Origin of the sequence: Pseudomonas nabeulensis (assembly GCF_004682045.1) — a bacterium.
Taxonomy (GTDB): Bacteria; Pseudomonadota; Gammaproteobacteria; order Pseudomonadales; family Pseudomonadaceae; genus Aquipseudomonas; species Aquipseudomonas nabeulensis.
Genome location: NZ_QUZT01000098.1, coordinates 1 through 17,066, shown reverse-complemented (window position 1 = coordinate 17,066; position 17,066 = coordinate 1). Strand labels below are relative to the sequence as shown.

The 17,066-nt window shown below is 52.1% G+C and carries 15 protein-coding genes and 2 pseudogenes; 12 read left to right on the top strand and 5 right to left on the bottom strand.

The window, feature by feature from the left end; translation table 11 throughout:
* A pseudogene (locus tag DYL61_RS29460) lies at nucleotides 1-444 on the bottom strand (IS5-like element ISPa41 family transposase); the annotation flags it as partial.
* Nucleotides 445-652: 208 nt separating this feature from the next.
* Nucleotides 653-1,603 carry a DNA-binding protein gene (locus tag DYL61_RS29455; protein WP_135311290.1) on the bottom strand — a complete coding sequence of 317 codons (951 nt, stop codon included), beginning with the start codon at nucleotides 1,601-1,603 and terminating at the stop codon, nucleotides 653-655.
* A 74-nt stretch (nucleotides 1,604-1,677) separates the two neighbouring features.
* Between DYL61_RS29455 and DYL61_RS29450 the strand changes: the two genes are divergently transcribed.
* The 5 genes from DYL61_RS29450 (at nucleotide 1,678) to DYL61_RS29430 (ending at nucleotide 5,287) form a co-directional block, all read left to right on the top strand.
* Nucleotides 1,678-2,667: a site-specific integrase gene (locus DYL61_RS29450; RefSeq protein ID WP_135311289.1), complete on the top strand. Its 990-nt coding sequence runs from the start codon at nucleotides 1,678-1,680 to the stop codon at nucleotides 2,665-2,667.
* 744 nt (nucleotides 2,668-3,411) lie between these two features.
* On the top strand, nucleotides 3,412-3,714 hold the full coding sequence (locus tag DYL61_RS29445) for an antitoxin Xre/MbcA/ParS toxin-binding domain-containing protein (protein ID WP_238704623.1): 303 nt from the start codon (nucleotides 3,412-3,414) through the stop codon (nucleotides 3,712-3,714).
* A gap of 48 nt (nucleotides 3,715-3,762) precedes the next feature.
* Nucleotides 3,763-4,119 carry a hypothetical protein gene (locus DYL61_RS29440; protein ID WP_135311288.1) on the top strand — a complete coding sequence of 119 codons (357 nt, stop codon included), beginning with the start codon at nucleotides 3,763-3,765 and terminating at the stop codon, nucleotides 4,117-4,119.
* A 130-nt stretch (nucleotides 4,120-4,249) separates the two neighbouring features.
* On the top strand, nucleotides 4,250-4,615 hold the full coding sequence (locus tag DYL61_RS29435) for a histone-like nucleoid-structuring protein, MvaT/MvaU family (RefSeq protein WP_135311287.1): 366 nt from the start codon (nucleotides 4,250-4,252) through the stop codon (nucleotides 4,613-4,615).
* Nucleotides 4,616-4,918: 303 nt separating this feature from the next.
* Complete coding sequence (locus DYL61_RS29430) at nucleotides 4,919-5,287, top strand: hypothetical protein (RefSeq protein WP_135311286.1); 369 nt, start codon at nucleotides 4,919-4,921, stop codon at nucleotides 5,285-5,287.
* 525 nt (nucleotides 5,288-5,812) lie between these two features.
* Here DYL61_RS29430 and DYL61_RS29425 read toward each other — a convergent pair.
* Both DYL61_RS29425 and DYL61_RS29420 read right to left on the bottom strand, forming a co-directional pair.
* A complete protein-coding gene (locus DYL61_RS29425) occupies nucleotides 5,813-6,478 on the bottom strand; it encodes a hypothetical protein (RefSeq protein ID WP_135311285.1) in 666 nt (221 codons plus the stop codon).
* 138 nt (nucleotides 6,479-6,616) lie between these two features.
* The gene (locus DYL61_RS29420) at nucleotides 6,617-7,618 is read right to left on the bottom strand and encodes an NADP-dependent oxidoreductase (protein WP_135311284.1); all 1,002 of its coding nucleotides are present in this window, start codon (nucleotides 7,616-7,618) and stop codon (nucleotides 6,617-6,619) included.
* Between the two features lie 99 nt (nucleotides 7,619-7,717).
* Here DYL61_RS29420 and DYL61_RS29415 point away from each other — a divergent pair, with 99 nt between their 5' ends.
* From DYL61_RS29415 to DYL61_RS29385, 7 genes are all read left to right on the top strand, one after another.
* The gene (locus DYL61_RS29415; RefSeq protein WP_135311283.1) at nucleotides 7,718-8,290 is read left to right on the top strand and encodes a TetR/AcrR family transcriptional regulator; all 573 of its coding nucleotides are present in this window, start codon (nucleotides 7,718-7,720) and stop codon (nucleotides 8,288-8,290) included.
* A gap of 313 nt (nucleotides 8,291-8,603) precedes the next feature.
* Complete coding sequence (locus tag DYL61_RS29410; protein WP_135311282.1) at nucleotides 8,604-9,611, top strand: SDR family NAD(P)-dependent oxidoreductase; 1,008 nt, start codon at nucleotides 8,604-8,606, stop codon at nucleotides 9,609-9,611.
* A 450-nt stretch (nucleotides 9,612-10,061) separates the two neighbouring features.
* Entirely contained in the window at nucleotides 10,062-11,285 is a 1,224-nt protein-coding gene (locus DYL61_RS29405; RefSeq protein ID WP_135311281.1) for an aminotransferase class III-fold pyridoxal phosphate-dependent enzyme, read from the top strand.
* A gap of 63 nt (nucleotides 11,286-11,348) precedes the next feature.
* Complete coding sequence (locus tag DYL61_RS29400) at nucleotides 11,349-12,761, top strand: APC family permease (protein WP_135311280.1); 1,413 nt, start codon at nucleotides 11,349-11,351, stop codon at nucleotides 12,759-12,761.
* 70 nt (nucleotides 12,762-12,831) lie between these two features.
* On the top strand, nucleotides 12,832-13,476 hold the full coding sequence (locus DYL61_RS29395) for a TetR/AcrR family transcriptional regulator (protein WP_135311279.1): 645 nt from the start codon (nucleotides 12,832-12,834) through the stop codon (nucleotides 13,474-13,476).
* Nucleotides 13,477-13,621: 145 nt separating this feature from the next.
* Nucleotides 13,622-14,347 carry a TorF family putative porin gene (locus tag DYL61_RS29390; RefSeq protein ID WP_135311278.1) on the top strand — a complete coding sequence of 242 codons (726 nt, stop codon included), beginning with the start codon at nucleotides 13,622-13,624 and terminating at the stop codon, nucleotides 14,345-14,347.
* 751 nt (nucleotides 14,348-15,098) lie between these two features.
* Nucleotides 15,099-15,890: an SDR family oxidoreductase gene (locus tag DYL61_RS29385; protein WP_135311277.1), complete on the top strand. Its 792-nt coding sequence runs from the start codon at nucleotides 15,099-15,101 to the stop codon at nucleotides 15,888-15,890.
* 264 nt (nucleotides 15,891-16,154) lie between these two features.
* On the opposite strand, the pseudogene DYL61_RS31385 reads toward DYL61_RS29385, so the two are convergent.
* Nucleotides 16,155-17,066, bottom strand: a pseudogene (locus tag DYL61_RS31385) (hypothetical protein); the annotation flags it as partial.

Sequence of the window (17,066 nt, the reverse complement as noted above, 5' to 3'; positions counted from 1 at the left end):
GGCATGAATAATGGTGGCATCGACGATGGTGCCTTGGCGCAGCGACAGGCCTTTTTCCTGCAGATAACCATTGATGACCGCAAGGATTGCCGGTGCGAGCTGATGCTTCTCCAGCAAGTGCCGGAAGTTCATGATCGTGGTGTCTTCGGGGATTGGCGCGCTCAAGGTCAAACGTGCAAACTGGCGCATGGGCGTGATTTCGTAGAGCGCTTCTTCCATGGCCGGGTCGCTCAGGGAGAACCAGTTCTGCAACAGATGGATGCGCAGCATGGTTTCCAGAGGATAGGGTTTTCTACCGCCGCCGGCCTTGGGGTAGAACGGTTCGATCAGCTCCAGCAGGCCTGCCCAGGGCACCACCTGATCCATTTCGGCGAGGAAGCGCTCTCGGCGGGTTTGCTTGCGCTTGCCGGCGTACTCAAAGTCGGAAAAGCTCATCTGGCTCATGGGCGGCTCGGATCAGGTGTTGCGGGGATTCTCGCATAACTGAAGGCTTGTTCGGAGATTCCCTAGGCCAATCGATTGACGGCCTGGCGTTAGAACATGCACCCTACATGACGGAGACCTTGACCAGACGCTTGTTGATAAACCAGCGTGTTGAACGTGCACATATTGAGTAATCGTGGCCACGCATGGCATGACGAAATGCCAAGATCTAGGCAGAGGGGGTCAACTGGCGCAACAAGGTTTGTAGCGTCTCAATTTGACGCGCCTGCCCACGTAAGTGGCGCCGATCGTTACGGCACTGAAGCAGGTAAGGGTTAACCCGGTCACGCAATAGGGCTTGTTCAGTGAGTAATTGACGCACCTGTTCGCTTAATCTGTCGTTGGTTTGCTGATGGTCGCGGATGGTTTTTGTGTGTTGTCGGAGCTGCTCCTGTTGCCGGCGAGATTCATGAAGCAGGCGTTCGTGCTCGCGATAAACGTTAACCAATTCTTCTTGTTTAGCCATTTGCGAATTCTGCGATGTTTGTAGCTCTTGGCGTAATTCATGGATTTGCTGCTCGTGTCGGCGCAATTCTTGTCCGCGTTGGGCGAGTTGCTCTTGCCGATAGTGCTCCAGTCCCTCCCGGGCATGTTGATGTTTTTCCTCCAGTGACTTCACATGGTTGGCTCGCTCCTCGAGCATCTGTTGCTGGCCCGCCACCAACTGAAGCAAGCGTTGGCGTTCACCTTCGCTGTCTTTTAACTGCTCGTATAGCTGCCGTTCACGCTGACGCTGCGTTTCAATTTCAGTTGTTTGGGCGCAGATCCTTTCCAATGCTTGATCGAGGCGTTCACGCAGTTGCGCATGCTCCTGGTGATAGCGCGTCTGCTGTCGATCGAGTTGCGTCCGTTCTTCAGCCACCGCTTCTTGCGCTTGTTGCGTCAGCCGTTCGGCTAGGCTCGTCACCAACGAGAGCATTTCTTCACTGACCTTCGGCAGTGACGCGGTGTCGACGGCAGGGGGGGTATTGAGTTCCTTCAGGTAGCGTTGGATCGTGCTTTTCGAGCCGGTATTGCCCAGCTCCACGCGCACAAGGTCGATGCTGGGATAAAGCCCACGGGCCAGCAACGCGTCACGCGCGGAGTGCACCAGGGCTTTGTTGATACCACCACGGGCCATGTCAGGAGCTCCTGTCGGGTTCCCGGTAGTTATGCAGTATGGCGCATGGTGGTCGATTTGCTTGGTGTTGAACGGTGATCGCGCCACCGTTCACCCAAGCCGGGGCAATCGCCGGTGGCGGCGAGGAGGGCAAACCGATGACGACGGCTGTAGAGCGGTATCTTCAGGCCGCACGGCGGGAAAGTACCACCCGGCGCTACCAGCAGGCCTTGGCGCATTATGAGGCGGGTTGGGGTGGGTTTCTCCCGGCCTCCAGTGACAGCATTGTGCGTTACCTGGCTGAGCATGCTGAAGTCCTGTCGATCAGCACCTTGCGCGGTCACCTGGCGGCTTTGGCGCGCTGGCACCTGAATCATGGGTTTGTCGACCCGACCAAAACGCCGCAGGTGCGGGAGGTGTTGCGCGGTATTCAGGCCTTGCACCCGCGGCCAGTGCGCCAAGCCGAGCCCTTGCAACTGCTCGAGTTGGAGCAGTGCGTGGCAGCGCTGCAGCTGGAGCAAACGTCACCGCAGCTATCCGTGCGTCTGCGCGCCAGCCGTGACCGGGCCTTGCTCTTACTGGGTTTCTGGCGGGCCTTTCGCAGTGACGATTTGTGTCGCCTGCGCATTGAAACCAATCAGCTCGTGCCGGACGAAGGGCTGAGCCTGTTCCTCTCCCGAAGCAAATCCGACCGTGAGCATCAGGGCCGCACCGTCAGTGTGCCGGCGTTAAAACGCCTGTGTCCGGTGCAGGCGTACGAGGAGTGGCTGGCACTCAGTCAATTGCAGCGGGGGCCGGTGTTTTGTGGCATCGATCGCTGGGGCCATCTCTCGCCTGAGGCGCTGCACCCGTACAGCGTGGCGCGGGTATTACGCCGGGCCTTGACCCGCGGTGGGGTCGCCGGCGCGCGCTACAGCGGCCACTCTCTACGTCGCGGGTTTGCCACCTGGGCCACGCGCAATCAATGGAGTACGAAAGCCCTGATGGAGTATGTCGGCTGGCGGGATGTGCACAGTGCGCTGCGCTACGTGGAGGCCGACACGCCGTTCGGTGACTGGCTCCGGCAGCCGAGCGAGTCAAAATGACTGCGCTCGCGACGATTTCGTACTGGGCTACGGCCTATGTTATTACAGCTGTACAACGTGACTGATTGGCGCTAGAGGCGAGTGGTTTAACAGGTTTGAGAATATAAGATTCTCAAACCTCAGTGCGTTTTTTGTGTTTACAGCGTCGCGGGACGGTACGCCAGGCAGAAAGATGGGTTATTTTCGTGCTTGTTCATCCAGCTTGGCGAGCTTACTGCTTTGACATGCAGCAGATCAGGGCAAGCACTCGCCATCGAGCGGCGGATGCCTAATCGCCCGGGGCTGAACAGGTGTATGACTGAATACGAGAAGCCCGATGAAAGGCAAACACAAAATCACAACGACGAAGTGGCAGATGGCTGAGCAGGTCAAGTCTGAGGTTCAGGGCGTTTTAAAGGGGCGCTCTGCCCGAGCGCACCGATTCTTAGACGCAGCGCTTTGCGGGGAGTGCGTGCTGGAGCCCATTGGCGCACTGGCGGGTACGCGCTCTTCCATTTTGGTGGAGCACGACTGACGTGACGTGTTGGTGAATCTAATTTCAGAGCAACGGTGAAATTTCGGTTGTTGCACGCCAAGCCGCACTGTGGAGGCGACTCATGTCGGCAGAAGTGATGCGCCGGAGTACTTGCCGAGCCTATCTAGCCCGGTTGAGCATGCTTCTTCCCATTCCCATCGACGCTTAAGATCAGGACATCCACGAGCTGATCGAGGCTGGCTTCTTGGACGCTAGGATCAACTTGCTAGGTGATCTCGGTACACATCAGTGATGTCGGGTGCGACCAGATTATTCCGTTCAAGCCCCTCAAAATGCGATTGGCAGACGGTCAGCGACTGAGCGTGGATCAGAGTGATCGTTTGTTTCGTTTTGCTCATATCAACGCCATGGCCGAAGTGCTCTTCGAAAGCGATGAGAAGGCCAGACGCTGGCTGTCCAAACCCAAGACACGCTTCTCAGGTAAAAGTCCCATTGCGATGCTCTCGACCAGCCCGGGCACCCGCCAAGTAGAAGAGGTGCTGATTCAATTAGCAGAAGGGTTGATTTTTTAATTCTGGAGCGCTCGATAGTTGCGCGACTAATGACTGCGAGTGGTGCTGATGAACATTAAAGAAAAGCAAGCGGTTGAGGTCGTCCGCGACCTCCTGTGCGATGTCTGCCTCGATAGCACTCGCTTCGAGGGTGGTAGCCTCCGGTACGGCGTGCTGCAGGCCCACTGGGGATCCGGTTCAGCCCATGATGGGGAGCGCTATGAGGTACATCTATGTGAACGTTGCTTTTTCCAAGCCGTTGCCAATCTTAAGCAGGAAAGGCGTATTCAAACGATGTTCGGTGAGAACGACAATGACAGACTGACCGACGACTTCGGCGTGGTCGTAACCGATGACTTCTTCCGCGACGGCGGCAGCTTTGACAGGTATACCGTGAATCCCGGTAGCAATGACAAAATCGACTGATTTTTCAGCACTACACTATCCATTGTGTATTGTGGCAAAACACTCATTGGAAAAATGTAGAGCTTTCTACAGTCCGTAAGTTTATTTTTAGTGTAGTGTGCTGCTAAACACCAATCAAAAAGAGGTTCTCATGTCTAAACTTGCGGAATACCGTCAGCTCGAAAAACACTTGGCCGAACAGCTTCAGGCGCTAGAAGCTCTAAAGGGTGATGCTGGCCTGAAGCAAGAAATTGAATTTGAAACGAAACTCCGAGCATTGCTTGCGAAGTACGGTTATAGCTTAAAAGACGTCATTAACCTGCTAGACCCACAAGTCGGTCGGCGCGTCCCAGCAGCACAGTCGCAAACGCTCACACGCAAGCCACGCCAAGTGAAAGTCTACAAAAATCCAGCAACTGGGGAAGTTGTCGAAACCAAAGGAGGCAACCACAAAATTTTGAAAGAGTGGAAGGCAGAACACGGTTCCGCCACTGTAGAGTCTTGGTTGAAGAAGTGATGTTCAGGTGATTGCAAATGTTATCCCATAGGGTCTTTTTGGCCCCCGAGGTCCCTGATAGACACTCTGCATTGATGCGCGCCCAGTGTGCTAGTTGGTAGAGTGCATGACAGTGGGTGCTGGTGGATGCACCCGCTTCGGCGCACTATTTCGGCGGATTAGATCAATTTTTGGCGCCCCCGTATTAATTAAGCGTTATAGGCATCGGGAGGGCGTAAGTGAGGAGTCTCTTCGTTCATGCTGGTGCATTGCGCCCTTTAACGAACGTTCTTAATACAATCAGGCAGAGCCAGCGGGTGACCCATGGAAAGAGAAAGTGTCGCGTTGGCCGAAGTCAACTTGTTCATGATGCACCTGAAACAACGAGCGTTGATTTGCTACACCCTGGTGACAGGAGGGATGATAACGTTGATCGCCGGGATAGTGATGCTCTGTGTAGGGGTGACAGGGGATCAGGTAGTTTGGTTGGAGTCGCCTACGATCAAAATTACCGCTGGCGGGTTCGGCGCAATCACCATGTTGGCCAGCTTGTCGTGGGGTTATTTCGCATATCGATCCCGCCCTGAGATCAGATATATGGGTTCAACCCGGGCGATGTCTTTGACAAGGGAAGAGATTGAACGCGGTGAGCGACTTCGCGGGAAGGCCAAACGTAAACGGATTGAAGAATAACTAGGTACCAGTGAAGGGCCTCCATGGTCATGATTGCGGCCGGGATTAGGCCGCTGAGGTCAGATGAAATAAGAGATTCCAATTTACGGTTGGCATCTCTGATGCGTTCATCTCCGACGACTGTACACTCGTCCGGTTCATTTTCGAGTGAGGGGAATCCGCCTGCTCTGTTCACCATGTAGACGGATCCCTCGCGTACCTTAGTGAGCGACAGGGCGTTGTGCTGGAGGAGTACTCAGTGGAATGTACCAATTTATCCTCACTATAATTTTATAGGCAGAGGGGTAGATGCGGTATCGGCACGGCGGGTGGTCAATCGTTTTCGACTCAAAGTCGCCTTACATTAGAAATAAGGTCCGCCGGATTGGATCTCCGAGATTTCCGACTCTGTGGTCTTTGCTCGCGCCGACGGAGGCTGTTATTCATTCGCACTTCTCGAGGGGACAGAAAGCTCCCTATGAAGTCGTTTTCTTTTTTCTCGATCGCCAGTTCTGGCACCGTCAATGGTGGCGACCTCGGCGGAGGTCATCCAGGTTCGGCCCCTGACACCTCGTCTTTAGCGGCTGAGAGAACGCCCGCGGGATCGGTTGAGAAGATTTCTTTGGGGCGTTTGCCGCCAAGGAAGGTATTTGGCGACGCAAACCAGAAAGCCATTGCCCATCCATCCTTCATCGTAGACAGCGTCGAAATTACACATTTAAGCGTAGAAAACGGGCGAAAGCCTCGTGTTGGGTCGAGTCCGTAGATCGGGAAATAATCAATGCCTTTATGGCGCAGAGCAAAAATCTTCCCGGCCTGCTTCCATTTGTTCGGCTGCGAGCTGGGGTTACTGGAGCTGAGCTGTGCAAGATTCGAGATCCCGTTGGCCGTCACCCAGTCGCTACTTTGAAGAATCTCGGTTTTGGCCTGTGCCAGCATTCTGGTCTCGCGCAGTAACATCGACGGCACCGGCTTCTGAGGGATCATTAGGGAGGCGATGGAAGAAATCGTATCGGCAGGAAGAGGTTGCAGGTGGGCAAGGAATACCTGAGAAAGCATTTCCAGCGAACATACGTAGGCGTCGACCAGTTCCTGTGACGATGCATCTACGGTAAGGACAATCTTATACCCAACGCCCACCGTTCCTTGAGATGGGGTTTCAATTTCGAATGACTCCCGAACAATGTCAACCGAGTCACTACGGAAAACCATACCCATTTCTCCTCCGTTAACGGCGTGATTGAGTATCGCTAAAAACAAATCTATCCCCAGTATTTGTTTATCGCAATGAACTTGTTATTACTGCGCTCAGTACCTCACGGCTCGGTTACGTCTGGGGGCGGCGGTCTATCACCCAAGCCGGACTAACATTTTGCCGACGTTGTCGCCTGAAAATAGACCCATCAACGCCTCAGGTGCGCTATCGAGGCCATCGACTATGGTCTCCCGTGTGCTAATTAGCCCTTCGGTAATCCAGCTGCTCATGTTTTGGGTGAAGTCCGCCCAAGTGTCCAAATGATTGATGCCGATGAAACCCTGCAGCAGCAAGCTTTTCGCAATGACCGTGTAGATGTTACTTGGCCCGACGGCCGGGCTGTTGTATTGCCCGACCATACCGCACAGTGGGAAACGGGCGAATTTGTTCGCGACGGCAATCGCGGCTTCCAGATGAGCGCCTCCGACATTGTCAAAATAGACGTCGATACCTTCCGGCGCGGCGCGGCGCAGGGCAACCTCAAGGTCCGGTTCATCGTTGTAGTTAATCACGACGTCCACGCCTAGTTCATCCCGCAGCCATCGGGCTTTTGCCTCTGAACCCACGGAGCCAATGACTCGGCAGCCCTTAAGTTTGGCAATTTGTGCCACAAGAGATCCGACGGCACCAGCTGCAGAGGAGACGAAAACAGTCTCGCCGGCCTTAGGTTTCGCGATGTGCAGCAGTCCGTAAAATGCGGCATGCCCGGGTAGGCCCAACGCCCCCAAATATGCCTGGATAGACACGCGTTCAATGTTGATTGGCGTAAGATTAGCTGCATCCAGAAGTGCACGGTCGCGCCAGCCGGAAAAGTGACTGACCGCATCGCCTACAAAGTATTGGCTATCCGCCGATTCCACCACCAACCCCACGGCCGCACCGTCCATGACTGCACCGACTTCGAAGGGGGCAATGTAGCTTTCACCTTCATTCATGCGCCCGCGCATGTACGGGTCAACAGACATGAACAGATTGCGTACGAGTACCTGTCCGGAAGCGAGGGCGGGCAAGGTCGTTTGGACTTGGGAGAAGAGATGACGGCTAGCCAAGCCACTCGGTCGACTCTTTAGGTGGATTTCTCGCGCTACTACCGGCATACAGGTTTCCTTAGATGAGTTTTGCGGCGCGCACCCTACCATTAGTATGTTACTAAGAGTAAGATTCCGACACACGGTTACTGCACTGAGGTTGGACTGATGGCTGCGCCCAAAATGGTGAAAGCGGAGCGTCGCGAACAATTGTTGGCAACGGCATGGACGATTGTGCGTGATGAAGGTACTGACGCGCTCACGCTTGGTTCTCTGGCAGTGCGAGCGGGTGTGAGCAAACCAGTGGCTTACGAGCATTTCAAGACACGTTCGGGGCTGCTGATCGCGCTGAATGAACAGATTAACCAGCGTCAGATCGCATTGCTGCGGCTTGCCCTAGAGCGAACGGAGCAACAACTCGAACATATCTCCAGGGTGATTGCCGTCGCCTACATGGACTGTAATACCTCGGTCGGCCCGGAGTGGCACGCCATCGCGGCGGCACTCAAGGGGGACGAGGAAATGGAGACGTATCAGAACGCGCTGAATGACAGATATGTCGATTTTTACTTAGCGGCGTTCCGGCCCTGCTGCACCATGGATGACATTCTACTTCGCCGTCGCTGCGTCGCTATCGTTGGCGCCGCTGAGGCTATCTCCCGTGAAATGGTGCGGGGCCGATTGAGCGAATCCACCGCTTCTGATGACCTCAGCTCACTGATCCAGCACTGGCTTTTATAGTGTTGCCTGATGTCGTTGGGTAAGCTGGAAAAGGCGGGCCAGTTAATACGCTATGACTTAATTAGACACAATTGCCTTTTATCAGCTCAACTGCGCCGCTGTGACAAGAGTAGGATGGCTACGCATGAGCACGATTGTGCCTCCCGGCGGACAATGCGCCGACGACCCCCTACGACATGCTTGCTTAAGACTTTCCGAATACCGACCCCCCACCTCAATCGCTACATGCAAGATGTCGCGACCCCGTGCTTTGTTCCCCTGCCACAAACCAACCATCCGAAACCTCATCGTCACGCTCTTTTGGAGATGCACCATGATCACTTCACAGACACCGATTGGATCTGGTTTCACGGCGGCCTCGACCGTCGCAGATGTTATGCGCGACATCGACTTAGCAGGCAAAATCGCTATCGTCACCGGCGGTTATTCTGGGCTAGGGCTTGAGACGGTAAAAGCATTTGTAGAGGCTGGCGCGCGGGTAATCGTGCCTGCCCGTGATGTCGAGCGCGCCCGTGTTCAAATGGGGGCGCTGGCTAATAAGGTCGAAATCGAAGCGATGGATCTTCTCTCTCCGACAACCATCGATGCGTTTGCCGAGCAGTTTCTAGCTACAGGGGCGCCTTTGCATATACTAGTCAATAGTGCAGGTATTATGGCCCTTCCAGAGCTAAGGCTGGATCCTCGTGGTTATGAATATCAGTTTGCAACCAACCACCTTGGGCATTTTCAACTCGTGTCTCGCTTATGGCCTGCTTTGGTCAAGGCGGGCGGTGCACGTGTGATCTCGGTCTCGTCGTTGGGTCATTCTTTCTCTCCGGTGATTTTCGAGGACCTCAACTTTAGCCAGCGGGCCTATGATCCTTGGGCAGGTTACGGCCAATCGAAAACTGCGAATATCTTATTTGCAGTTGAGTTGGACAAACGCGGAAAGTCCTCTGGGGTACGAGCATTTTCGCTGCACCCCGGTGCGATTCCGGATACCGGCTTGGGAGTGCACGTACCGGACGAAGTTTTGCGAGAGTCAGGCATGATTGATAAGCAGGGCAACGCCATCATTGATCCAGCCAAAGGGGTCAAAACGATCCAGCAGGGCGCTGCGACTCAGGTCTGGTGTGCGGTAAGTCCACAACTTGAAGGTGTCGGAGGGGTCTACTGTGAAGATGTTGAAATTGCTGCAGTCGCACACAGCCAACCTGTTGGCCTGTCGGTCCTAGCGGCCTCAGTCCATTACGGTGTCAAGCCTTACGCTCTTGATGGCGTGGCGGCATCTCGACTTTGGAGCGTCAGTGAGGAAATGCTCGGCAGAGCATTCGACATTTAAGCGTTAGCACGGCGCTGCTTGCTTAAGCAGCGCCTGATCCAACCGCCTGGGCATTGTCTATTTTGATTGCAGGCAATGAGCGGGCGACTACTGCCTAGGCGCAAGTGCGCTTATCACGAAGCCCCTCGTATCAATAGCCGCAACTTCAGATGCCACTCGCCCCGTGTCCTAAACGCTAAGACTTCGTCAAGTGCTTGCGGTATGTGTGCGAGGCTCCCACGAATCAACGTCTGGTACCCATAGCGCCGAGCGTGCGTCGGTTTCGCGCGATCGGGAGCAAATCTGGGGCATAAAAATGTCCCAGTGCCCGATGACGAGGCAATCTCACCAGTAAAAAAACTAAAATGAAATTCTCCATGGCTTATCTGCCAGTGAATTATGCGGTTTGCGCATTTTGGCATGCTAATTGTATTCTATAAGTGAAATAACCTATCACTTAGAGAGTCTAAAATGAATATGCTGAAAAAAAATGATGCGATTTTCGAGCGCGCCAAGCTGGTTATTCCCGGGGGAATCTATGGACATCAGTCGGTAAAACAGCTCCCGAAGGGCTATCCGCAGTACTTTGCCAAAGCGGATGGGGCGTACACCTGGGATGTCGACGGTAATCGCTACGTCGACTATATGTGTGGCTTCGGGACCAATCTGTTGGGATACCGAAATCCTGAAGTGGAATCAGCTGCCCTCGCTCAGCTAATGCTCGGCGACACAGTATCTGGCCCAAGCGAATTGATGGTTACGTTGGCCGAGCAATTTGTGTCAATGATCACTCACGCTGACTGGGCGATGTTCTGCAAAAACGGTTCGGATGCCACGTCTATCGCTCTCGTGGCGGCACGTGCGTATCGTAATAAGAAAAAGATTCTGCTGGCGACTGGCGCTTACCACGGCGCAGCTCCCTGGAATACTCCCGTTCTCAAAGGGGTAACGCCAGAAGATCGTGCCAACATTATTTACTTCGAATACAACAATGTCGAAAGCCTTACTGAAGCGTTCAAAGCAGCGGAGGGAGACATTGCTGGGTTATACGCTACGCCATTCCGGCATGAAGTGTTCGAGGATGCCTATTTCCCTTCTGAAGATTACGCAAAGGCGGCTCGTAGGCTCTGTGATGAGCATGATGCACTGCTGATCGTAGACGAGGTCCGAACAGGGCTTCGGCTATCACGCGACTGTGTGTGGTCGGCGATGGGAGTGCAGCCAGATTTGAGTACTTGGGGTAAAGCGATTGGTAATGGTCATTGCATTTCAGCAGTACTAGGTTCCGACAAGGTGCGCCAGGCCGCCGAAGAAATTTTCGTCACTGGTTCTTATTGGTACTCGTCTGTACCCATGGCTGCTGCGCTTGCTACGCTAAAGCAGGTGCAATCGTCGCAGTACCTCGAACATACCATCGCCGTTGCACAGCACCTTCGAGACGGCATCGCTAAACAGGCCCTGGCTTATGATTTCGAACTTAAACAGACCGGTCCTGCTGTAATGCCTCAGATGTTGTTTGCCAATGATCCTGACGTCAAGACCGGTGGTGCGTGGACCGTTGCAATGTTGAAGCACGGTGCATATCTGCACCCCTATCACAATATGTTTTTATCTGCCGCGCATACGTTCGCAGATATTGAGCTTACGCTTCAAGCATCTGAGGCAGCATTTATAGAAATCTCTAAGCTGCGCTAATCTAAACGGTAACGGCAACCCGACTCTCCGGGTTGCCCAACTATATGCTCAGGTACAACAAAAATGACCGAGTCAGTGGTGATTGCTAGAGAAAGTTGCGTGAAATCTGGGGCGACAAGCTTAAAAAAGAAATTAACCACTTGGCATATTGCATTGATGGTCATTGCGACTGCGGCGCCACTCGGATCAATAATCGGCAACGTTCCATTTGGTTTGATCATGGGAGGGCCGGGTCTTCCCACTGCGTATCTCATCGCTGGCGCCGTACTACTGTGTTTTGCTTGGGGCTATTCTAAATTAGTAGTAGATATATCAGGAGAGGGAGCATTCTATCGATGTATCCATGCGATCTTCGGTGCGCGCATTGGAATGGGAAGTGCGTTTGTTGCACTGTTCTCTTACACGGCGCTCACGGCGTCCGTAGCTTCAAGCGTGGGTTACTTTACCAATCTGATGCTGAAAGGTTATGGGGTCGATTGGGGGTGGCAGTTATGGACGGCGGTCGCGTTTGTCCTGGTTAGTGTGTTGGGTCGTTTCTCCGCAGATGTAGGCGCAAAGTTATTAGTCGCAATCATAATAGTTGAGTTTTTTTTACTAGTTGTGTTGGACGCGTCGATAGGGTTTCAGCAGGGAGTCGCTGCGTTACCGTTGGAAATATTTTCTCCTGCGAATATCGCGAAGGAAGGATTTGGCGTCGCGCTGATGATCGGATTTTTTTCGTTTATCGGATTTGAGGCGGCCGCGCTGTATTCTGGCGAAACGCAAAATCCGCACAAGGCCATACCAGCGGCTCTCATGATTGCCGTTTTCTCAGTGGCAGTGTTCTATTTTCTAAGTAGTTGGCTCATCGTCGGCGCCGCCGGCGTGGACCAAGCGCAAGGAGCGGCAACAAAGTTGGAAGGCAATTTTGTCATAGACATATTCCGCCAATACACAGGGAGCTGGGTTGCAGCATTTACGAATTTCATGTTGTGCAATAGCATTATAGCTTGTTACATATCGCTTCATAATGCCGCCACTCGTTATGCTTATATAATTGCGCAGAATGGCAGTCTTCCAAAAATTCTTGGGGTGATAAATCCCAAAACACTGGCTCCCGCTAACGCCAGTATTTTTATCTCGATAACGGTAGCGATCTTCATTGCTATTCCTGCTTTTCAGGGGGCGGATCCCTATCTAACAGTAGGTGCTACAACTGCGGCCATGGCGACGCTCGGTGTGATTGCGCTCCAAGTGATAGTTGCGCTAGGCATCATGATTTTTTATCGAAAGCGTAAGGACCGCAGGGTTTTCAGCACGCTCGTCGCGCCCGGTATTGCGTTCGTAGGTCTGGTGATTGCGGCGGGGTTGATTGTGGATAATTTTCATCTGTTAAGTGGGTCTGAAAGTGCTCTCACGACGTCATTGCCGCTTCTACTCGTGATTGTTTTTTTCATCGGATTGTCCAGGCGGCCCTGTCAGTCAACGCCCTTGTAGCGTTTGATTCATTGTCTGCATGCGTTAAACTTGGGGGTTAATTACCTATTGGCAAGCCAAGGCGTACGGAATGGAAAAGAAAAAAGCCCTATCTCGGGCTCCCCAGCGACGGACGATAGAACGCGTCAGTCTCCTTTTGGATTCGGCCTGCGATCTTTTATTAGAACTGAATGTTGATGAGATTAGCCTCGCGGATATTTCAAATCGCGCTGATATACCGCTTCCCTCGATCTATCATTTTTTTCCTAACAAAGTATCTTTATTTGCCGCTTTGGCTCAGCGATGTCATCAGGAAATCGCAGCGTGCATAGACACCTATATGCCTCATGATGCGCTGACGTGGCAGGATTTTATAGAGTGCATTCTTAAAACCAGCGTGGAGTTTTTGAACAGTAATCCGGCAGTAATGAAGTTGTTTCTGGGAGCTGGGGTAAGCGCAGAAGTACGCAAGGCGGATGTTGTAGGGAATCAACATGCAGCTAGAAAACTGGCTGAAGTGTTAAGTGGAAAATTCGCCCTGTCTGATGGTCTCGATGTAGAAATGAAAATGGCAATTTCGTTTGCTATCAGTGATGGTGTTTGGCAGTTATCGTATGCCAAGCATGGACGAATCAGTGATGAGTTTGTTGTTGAGGGTGTTCGTGCATCGATTGCTTACCTCAGGTCTTACTTTCCGGAGTTCATGGCTCGCAGAGTTGTCGAGCGGAAACCCTAATACAATAAAAAACTATAATAAGAAAATAATGTAATTATTAATTCCTCTACCTGCTGTTTCTGAAAACTCAATTTCATGACGGGGCGCGTTATTGACACCCCCCCCCTATGGGGTGGCTTCGCCCTAAATAAGGTCTAGGAGTAGCATGAACTTAATAAAGCAGATTGTGGTTGTATTTGTCTTTTCGTGCTGCGCGGCACTTACGCAGGCAGTGGAGTTGGGTGACGACTTCACTTTGGGTTTGAAATTTAATGCGCTTACCGATTACCGGAGCCAAGGTATTTCCCAGACTAAAAATAAACCCGCAGTGCAGGGGGACTTTTCAGTTATGCATAACGAGAGTGGTCTGCTGGGTGGTGTCTGGATCTCTAATGTGGACTTCGGTACAAAAACGCGGGTAGAGGAAGGGTATTATGCTGGTATTTATCGGGAGCTAAACCCAGAGGTAAATCTATCAGCATCAATTGCGCATTATGAGTATGTTAAGGAGGCTATTTTTGCGGCGGATGAGGCAAGCGGGCTGATCAATGCGTATGGTTTTAGCTATAGCATAATTTATGACTTCAATATGCAGGATGTTCCAAACGCTAAATATCAATATTTTGGTTATACCTTCAACTTGCCTTACGAGGCTAGTTTATTGATAAATTATGGTTGGCACGATTTGAACTTAGACCTCTATGCAAGTGATGGATCGACTCGTCAGCGGTTTCATACTCGTGGAGCTTCATTAGCAAAAACATTGGGCGGTTTCGATTGGACAATTACTTATGTAGACACGGATATCTCTGAAGCTGAGTGCTTTAATTATATGGGACAGGATGATGTGTGTTCAGCCAGCGTAGTACTGGGTGTGAGCAAGACTTTTTAAGTTAAGTTCATCACATACGTATGCACTTCATTCCTGGTTGTGTGTAGGGGGGCGGTGCTCGTGATGGCTATTTAACGGTGTCGGAGCGCCTAAGCTACCTCAGTGTAACCATGCAACATTTCTCCAGTGCGATTTTCCAGAATTTCGAAATTCTGGAGTGGGGTAGGTAGTCGTTGGAGAAACAAGAGGAGCAGTCGAGAATTTTGTAACGTGCTCCCAACCAGGGCATTTCATGGGGCGCCACACGCAGGAGTAGCAAATATACTTGAGTAAATTCGAGTTAATGATCTTGGTAAAAAAAGCAAAAACTATCGACACCTTTTTTATAAAAAATGTCAATACTATAAGTAGTTGATATGTATAGATATTTTATCGTTGTCGCGATATTTTTTTGCTGTCATTACTTTTAAAAAATTTCCAACTGTGTTTTCGGCCTCCATGCCGTCTGAAATCTGTGGTTAAAGTGATAAAGAGTTTGACATTGGCTGGGCCTAAATCAAAAATGCTCATGTAGGCTCAGTCGACATTTTCACTCGATTCGTGACCGATTTTCGGTGGTCAATGAGGGTGGCCGGAGCAGGCAGAAGGCTGATTGGTGCGGACTTTAGAAAAGGGGCTTATCGAGTTCATCGCTCGACAAGCCCCTGCTAGGCGGATGGGTTACGGCGTACCTGGCGGAAATCGACCACAATGGTTTTGTCGGGGCGACTCTAAATAAATTTTTCTTGCAGGCTAAATAACGGAGTGAATGATGTTTCGACTAGACGGAAAAATTGCTGTTATCACCGGTGGCAGTCAAGGTATCGGCCAGGGGATCGCTGAAGTATTTGCAAGCGCTGGCGCGGAAGTTGTTATTGCGGCTCGAGGAGCAAATAGCGAGAAAGTTGTCGCGATAATTGAGGCCAATGGGGGAAAAGCCCGCTGGATCAAAGCTGATATCAGTACGGCTGAGGGTGCCACCGCGCTCGTGGAACAGGTACTGGCGCAGTACGGGAAGATCGATGTGCTTGTTCACAACGCTGCCTTTGTTCCGGTCGCGTCTATTGAAGATCTTCAGGAGCAGCAGTTAGACGACACTTTTGCCGTCAATTTGAAGGCCGCTTTTTGGTTGACCAGGGCAGTTGTCCCATCGATGCGCGCACAAAAGCAGGGGCGGTTGCTGTTCACCTCGTCCGTGACAGGCCCTAGAGTGGCTATGCCGTTACTCGCTCACTATGCCGCGAGCAAGGCGGGCTTGAACGGTTTTATCAAGGCGGCTTCGCTAGAGTATGCTCGCGATGGAATCACCGTAAATGCTGTTGAACCGGGGTTTGTGCACACGCCAGCGCTAGTGGATTTCATGACTGATGAGGAAATGGAGCGTCTTGCTTCTCAGATTCCTGTTGGTCGACTGGGCCAGCCTCGAGATATTGGTTATGCAATGCTTTTCCTTGCAAGCAGTGAGGCAGCGTATGTGACTGGGGAAAGCATAATTGTAGACGGTGGCGCTTGCACACCGGAGAGCCCTGACCAACTACAGAACTATTACGCCAACAAAGCGTAGACCGTCTGTCCTGGCATATTATTGCATCAAAAGCGGCGTTTCTGAGTTGGCACCTTTAATTGTGTCCGGTGTACCACGTCCACTGCAGATAAATTGTGAAGGTAACAATTTTGCATGGGGTGGTAATACCTCCGCACTCTTGATTGATGCATAGCGAGTGGACGGCACGAATTGCGTGTCGTCCACAGCTATTAACGATGAATTTGCTCAGTTATGCGCGACTCGGCCGCGGGTTCGACCAACATTTCACGCCAGAAGTGCGTTCTATCGGACTTGTGGGCCCGGTACGAACAATCGCTCTTTAGTCGCGTGGTTTTTCCCATCCTCTTTATAATCCAGGTGGGTCAACCCTTTGTTGTCTTTTCGAGTGGCACTCACGGCCGCTTCTTCCCTTCGGAAATCAAAGATGCTTTGATCCTTGGGGGCATCACGTTGGCCCCAATCAGACAGGTAAGTCTGTAGCCAAATATACTTGTGCTCAGCACCAGGTCTAACAAAACCATCTTGTTGGAACTGTTTGATCTGCTCCCAATTTTTAAGTGAGAGTTTGTGGAGCTTCGGCGACTTGATGATGGAGACGATGGTGCCAGCGAAGCCGAGGACGCCGCCAACCAGAAAACCTATTGGGCCAAAAAATGGTGTGATTCTACTTGCGAAACCTGCTGCTGATGCAAATGTGCCGGCAGCGCCAAGTAGGCCGAAGGAGCCGGACGCAATGCTGAGTGAGCCACCAGCAATCATCATTTTATCGTTTGAGCGAATCCCGTCTTTGAGGGTCAGCGCACCACTGGCGATACTGACACCGCCGCCAATAATATCGCCTGTCACAGCAACTATTTTGATAACGCTACCAGCGATTCGTGCAGCTTTAGTTGCGCTTGCCACTCCTCCTCGACCATCGATTCCAGACTGGATTCCTTGACCAACCTTGATCGCGTCGTTCTCACTCAGGCCGGCCAGTGTACCAGTCCATTTTCTGTTTGGTTCATTGGCCGCATTTTCGATTCGTGTCGCGAATCTATCGACAATGTCGTCAGCTTCTTTTGGCAGTCCGGACACTTGAAGCGTCGGGTCCACTGCTCCTGGGGCGGCCCAGATCTTAGGGACCGAGCGATCTAGTCCGAGCATTTTATTCGCGCCCGTGCCCATCGCTTTATCGTAAAGGCGCGTACCTAA

Bases quoted from the DNA above. Each gene is read 5' to 3' on its own strand.
- DYL61_RS29455 (WP_135311290.1), bottom strand. From the start codon at position 1,603: ATGGCCCGTGGTGGTATCAACAAAGCCCTGGTGCACTCCGCGCGTGAC.
- DYL61_RS29440 (WP_135311288.1), top strand. From the start codon at position 3,763: ATGAACATTAAAGAAAAGCAAGCGGTTGAGGTCGTCCGCGACCTCCTG.
- DYL61_RS29435 (WP_135311287.1), top strand. From the start codon at position 4,250: ATGTCTAAACTTGCGGAATACCGTCAGCTCGAAAAACACTTGGCCGAA.
- DYL61_RS29430 (WP_135311286.1), top strand. From the start codon at position 4,919: ATGGAAAGAGAAAGTGTCGCGTTGGCCGAAGTCAACTTGTTCATGATG.
- DYL61_RS29425 (WP_135311285.1), bottom strand. From the start codon at position 6,478: ATGGTTTTCCGTAGTGACTCGGTTGACATTGTTCGGGAGTCATTCGAA.
- DYL61_RS29420 (WP_135311284.1), bottom strand. From the start codon at position 7,618: ATGCCGGTAGTAGCGCGAGAAATCCACCTAAAGAGTCGACCGAGTGGC.
- DYL61_RS29415 (WP_135311283.1), top strand. From the start codon at position 7,718: ATGGCTGCGCCCAAAATGGTGAAAGCGGAGCGTCGCGAACAATTGTTG.
- DYL61_RS29410 (WP_135311282.1), top strand. From the start codon at position 8,604: ATGATCACTTCACAGACACCGATTGGATCTGGTTTCACGGCGGCCTCG.
- DYL61_RS29405 (WP_135311281.1), top strand. From the start codon at position 10,062: ATGAATATGCTGAAAAAAAATGATGCGATTTTCGAGCGCGCCAAGCTG.
- DYL61_RS29400 (WP_135311280.1), top strand. From the start codon at position 11,349: ATGACCGAGTCAGTGGTGATTGCTAGAGAAAGTTGCGTGAAATCTGGG.
- DYL61_RS29395 (WP_135311279.1), top strand. From the start codon at position 12,832: ATGGAAAAGAAAAAAGCCCTATCTCGGGCTCCCCAGCGACGGACGATA.
- DYL61_RS29390 (WP_135311278.1), top strand. From the start codon at position 13,622: ATGAACTTAATAAAGCAGATTGTGGTTGTATTTGTCTTTTCGTGCTGC.
- DYL61_RS29385 (WP_135311277.1), top strand. From the start codon at position 15,099: ATGTTTCGACTAGACGGAAAAATTGCTGTTATCACCGGTGGCAGTCAA.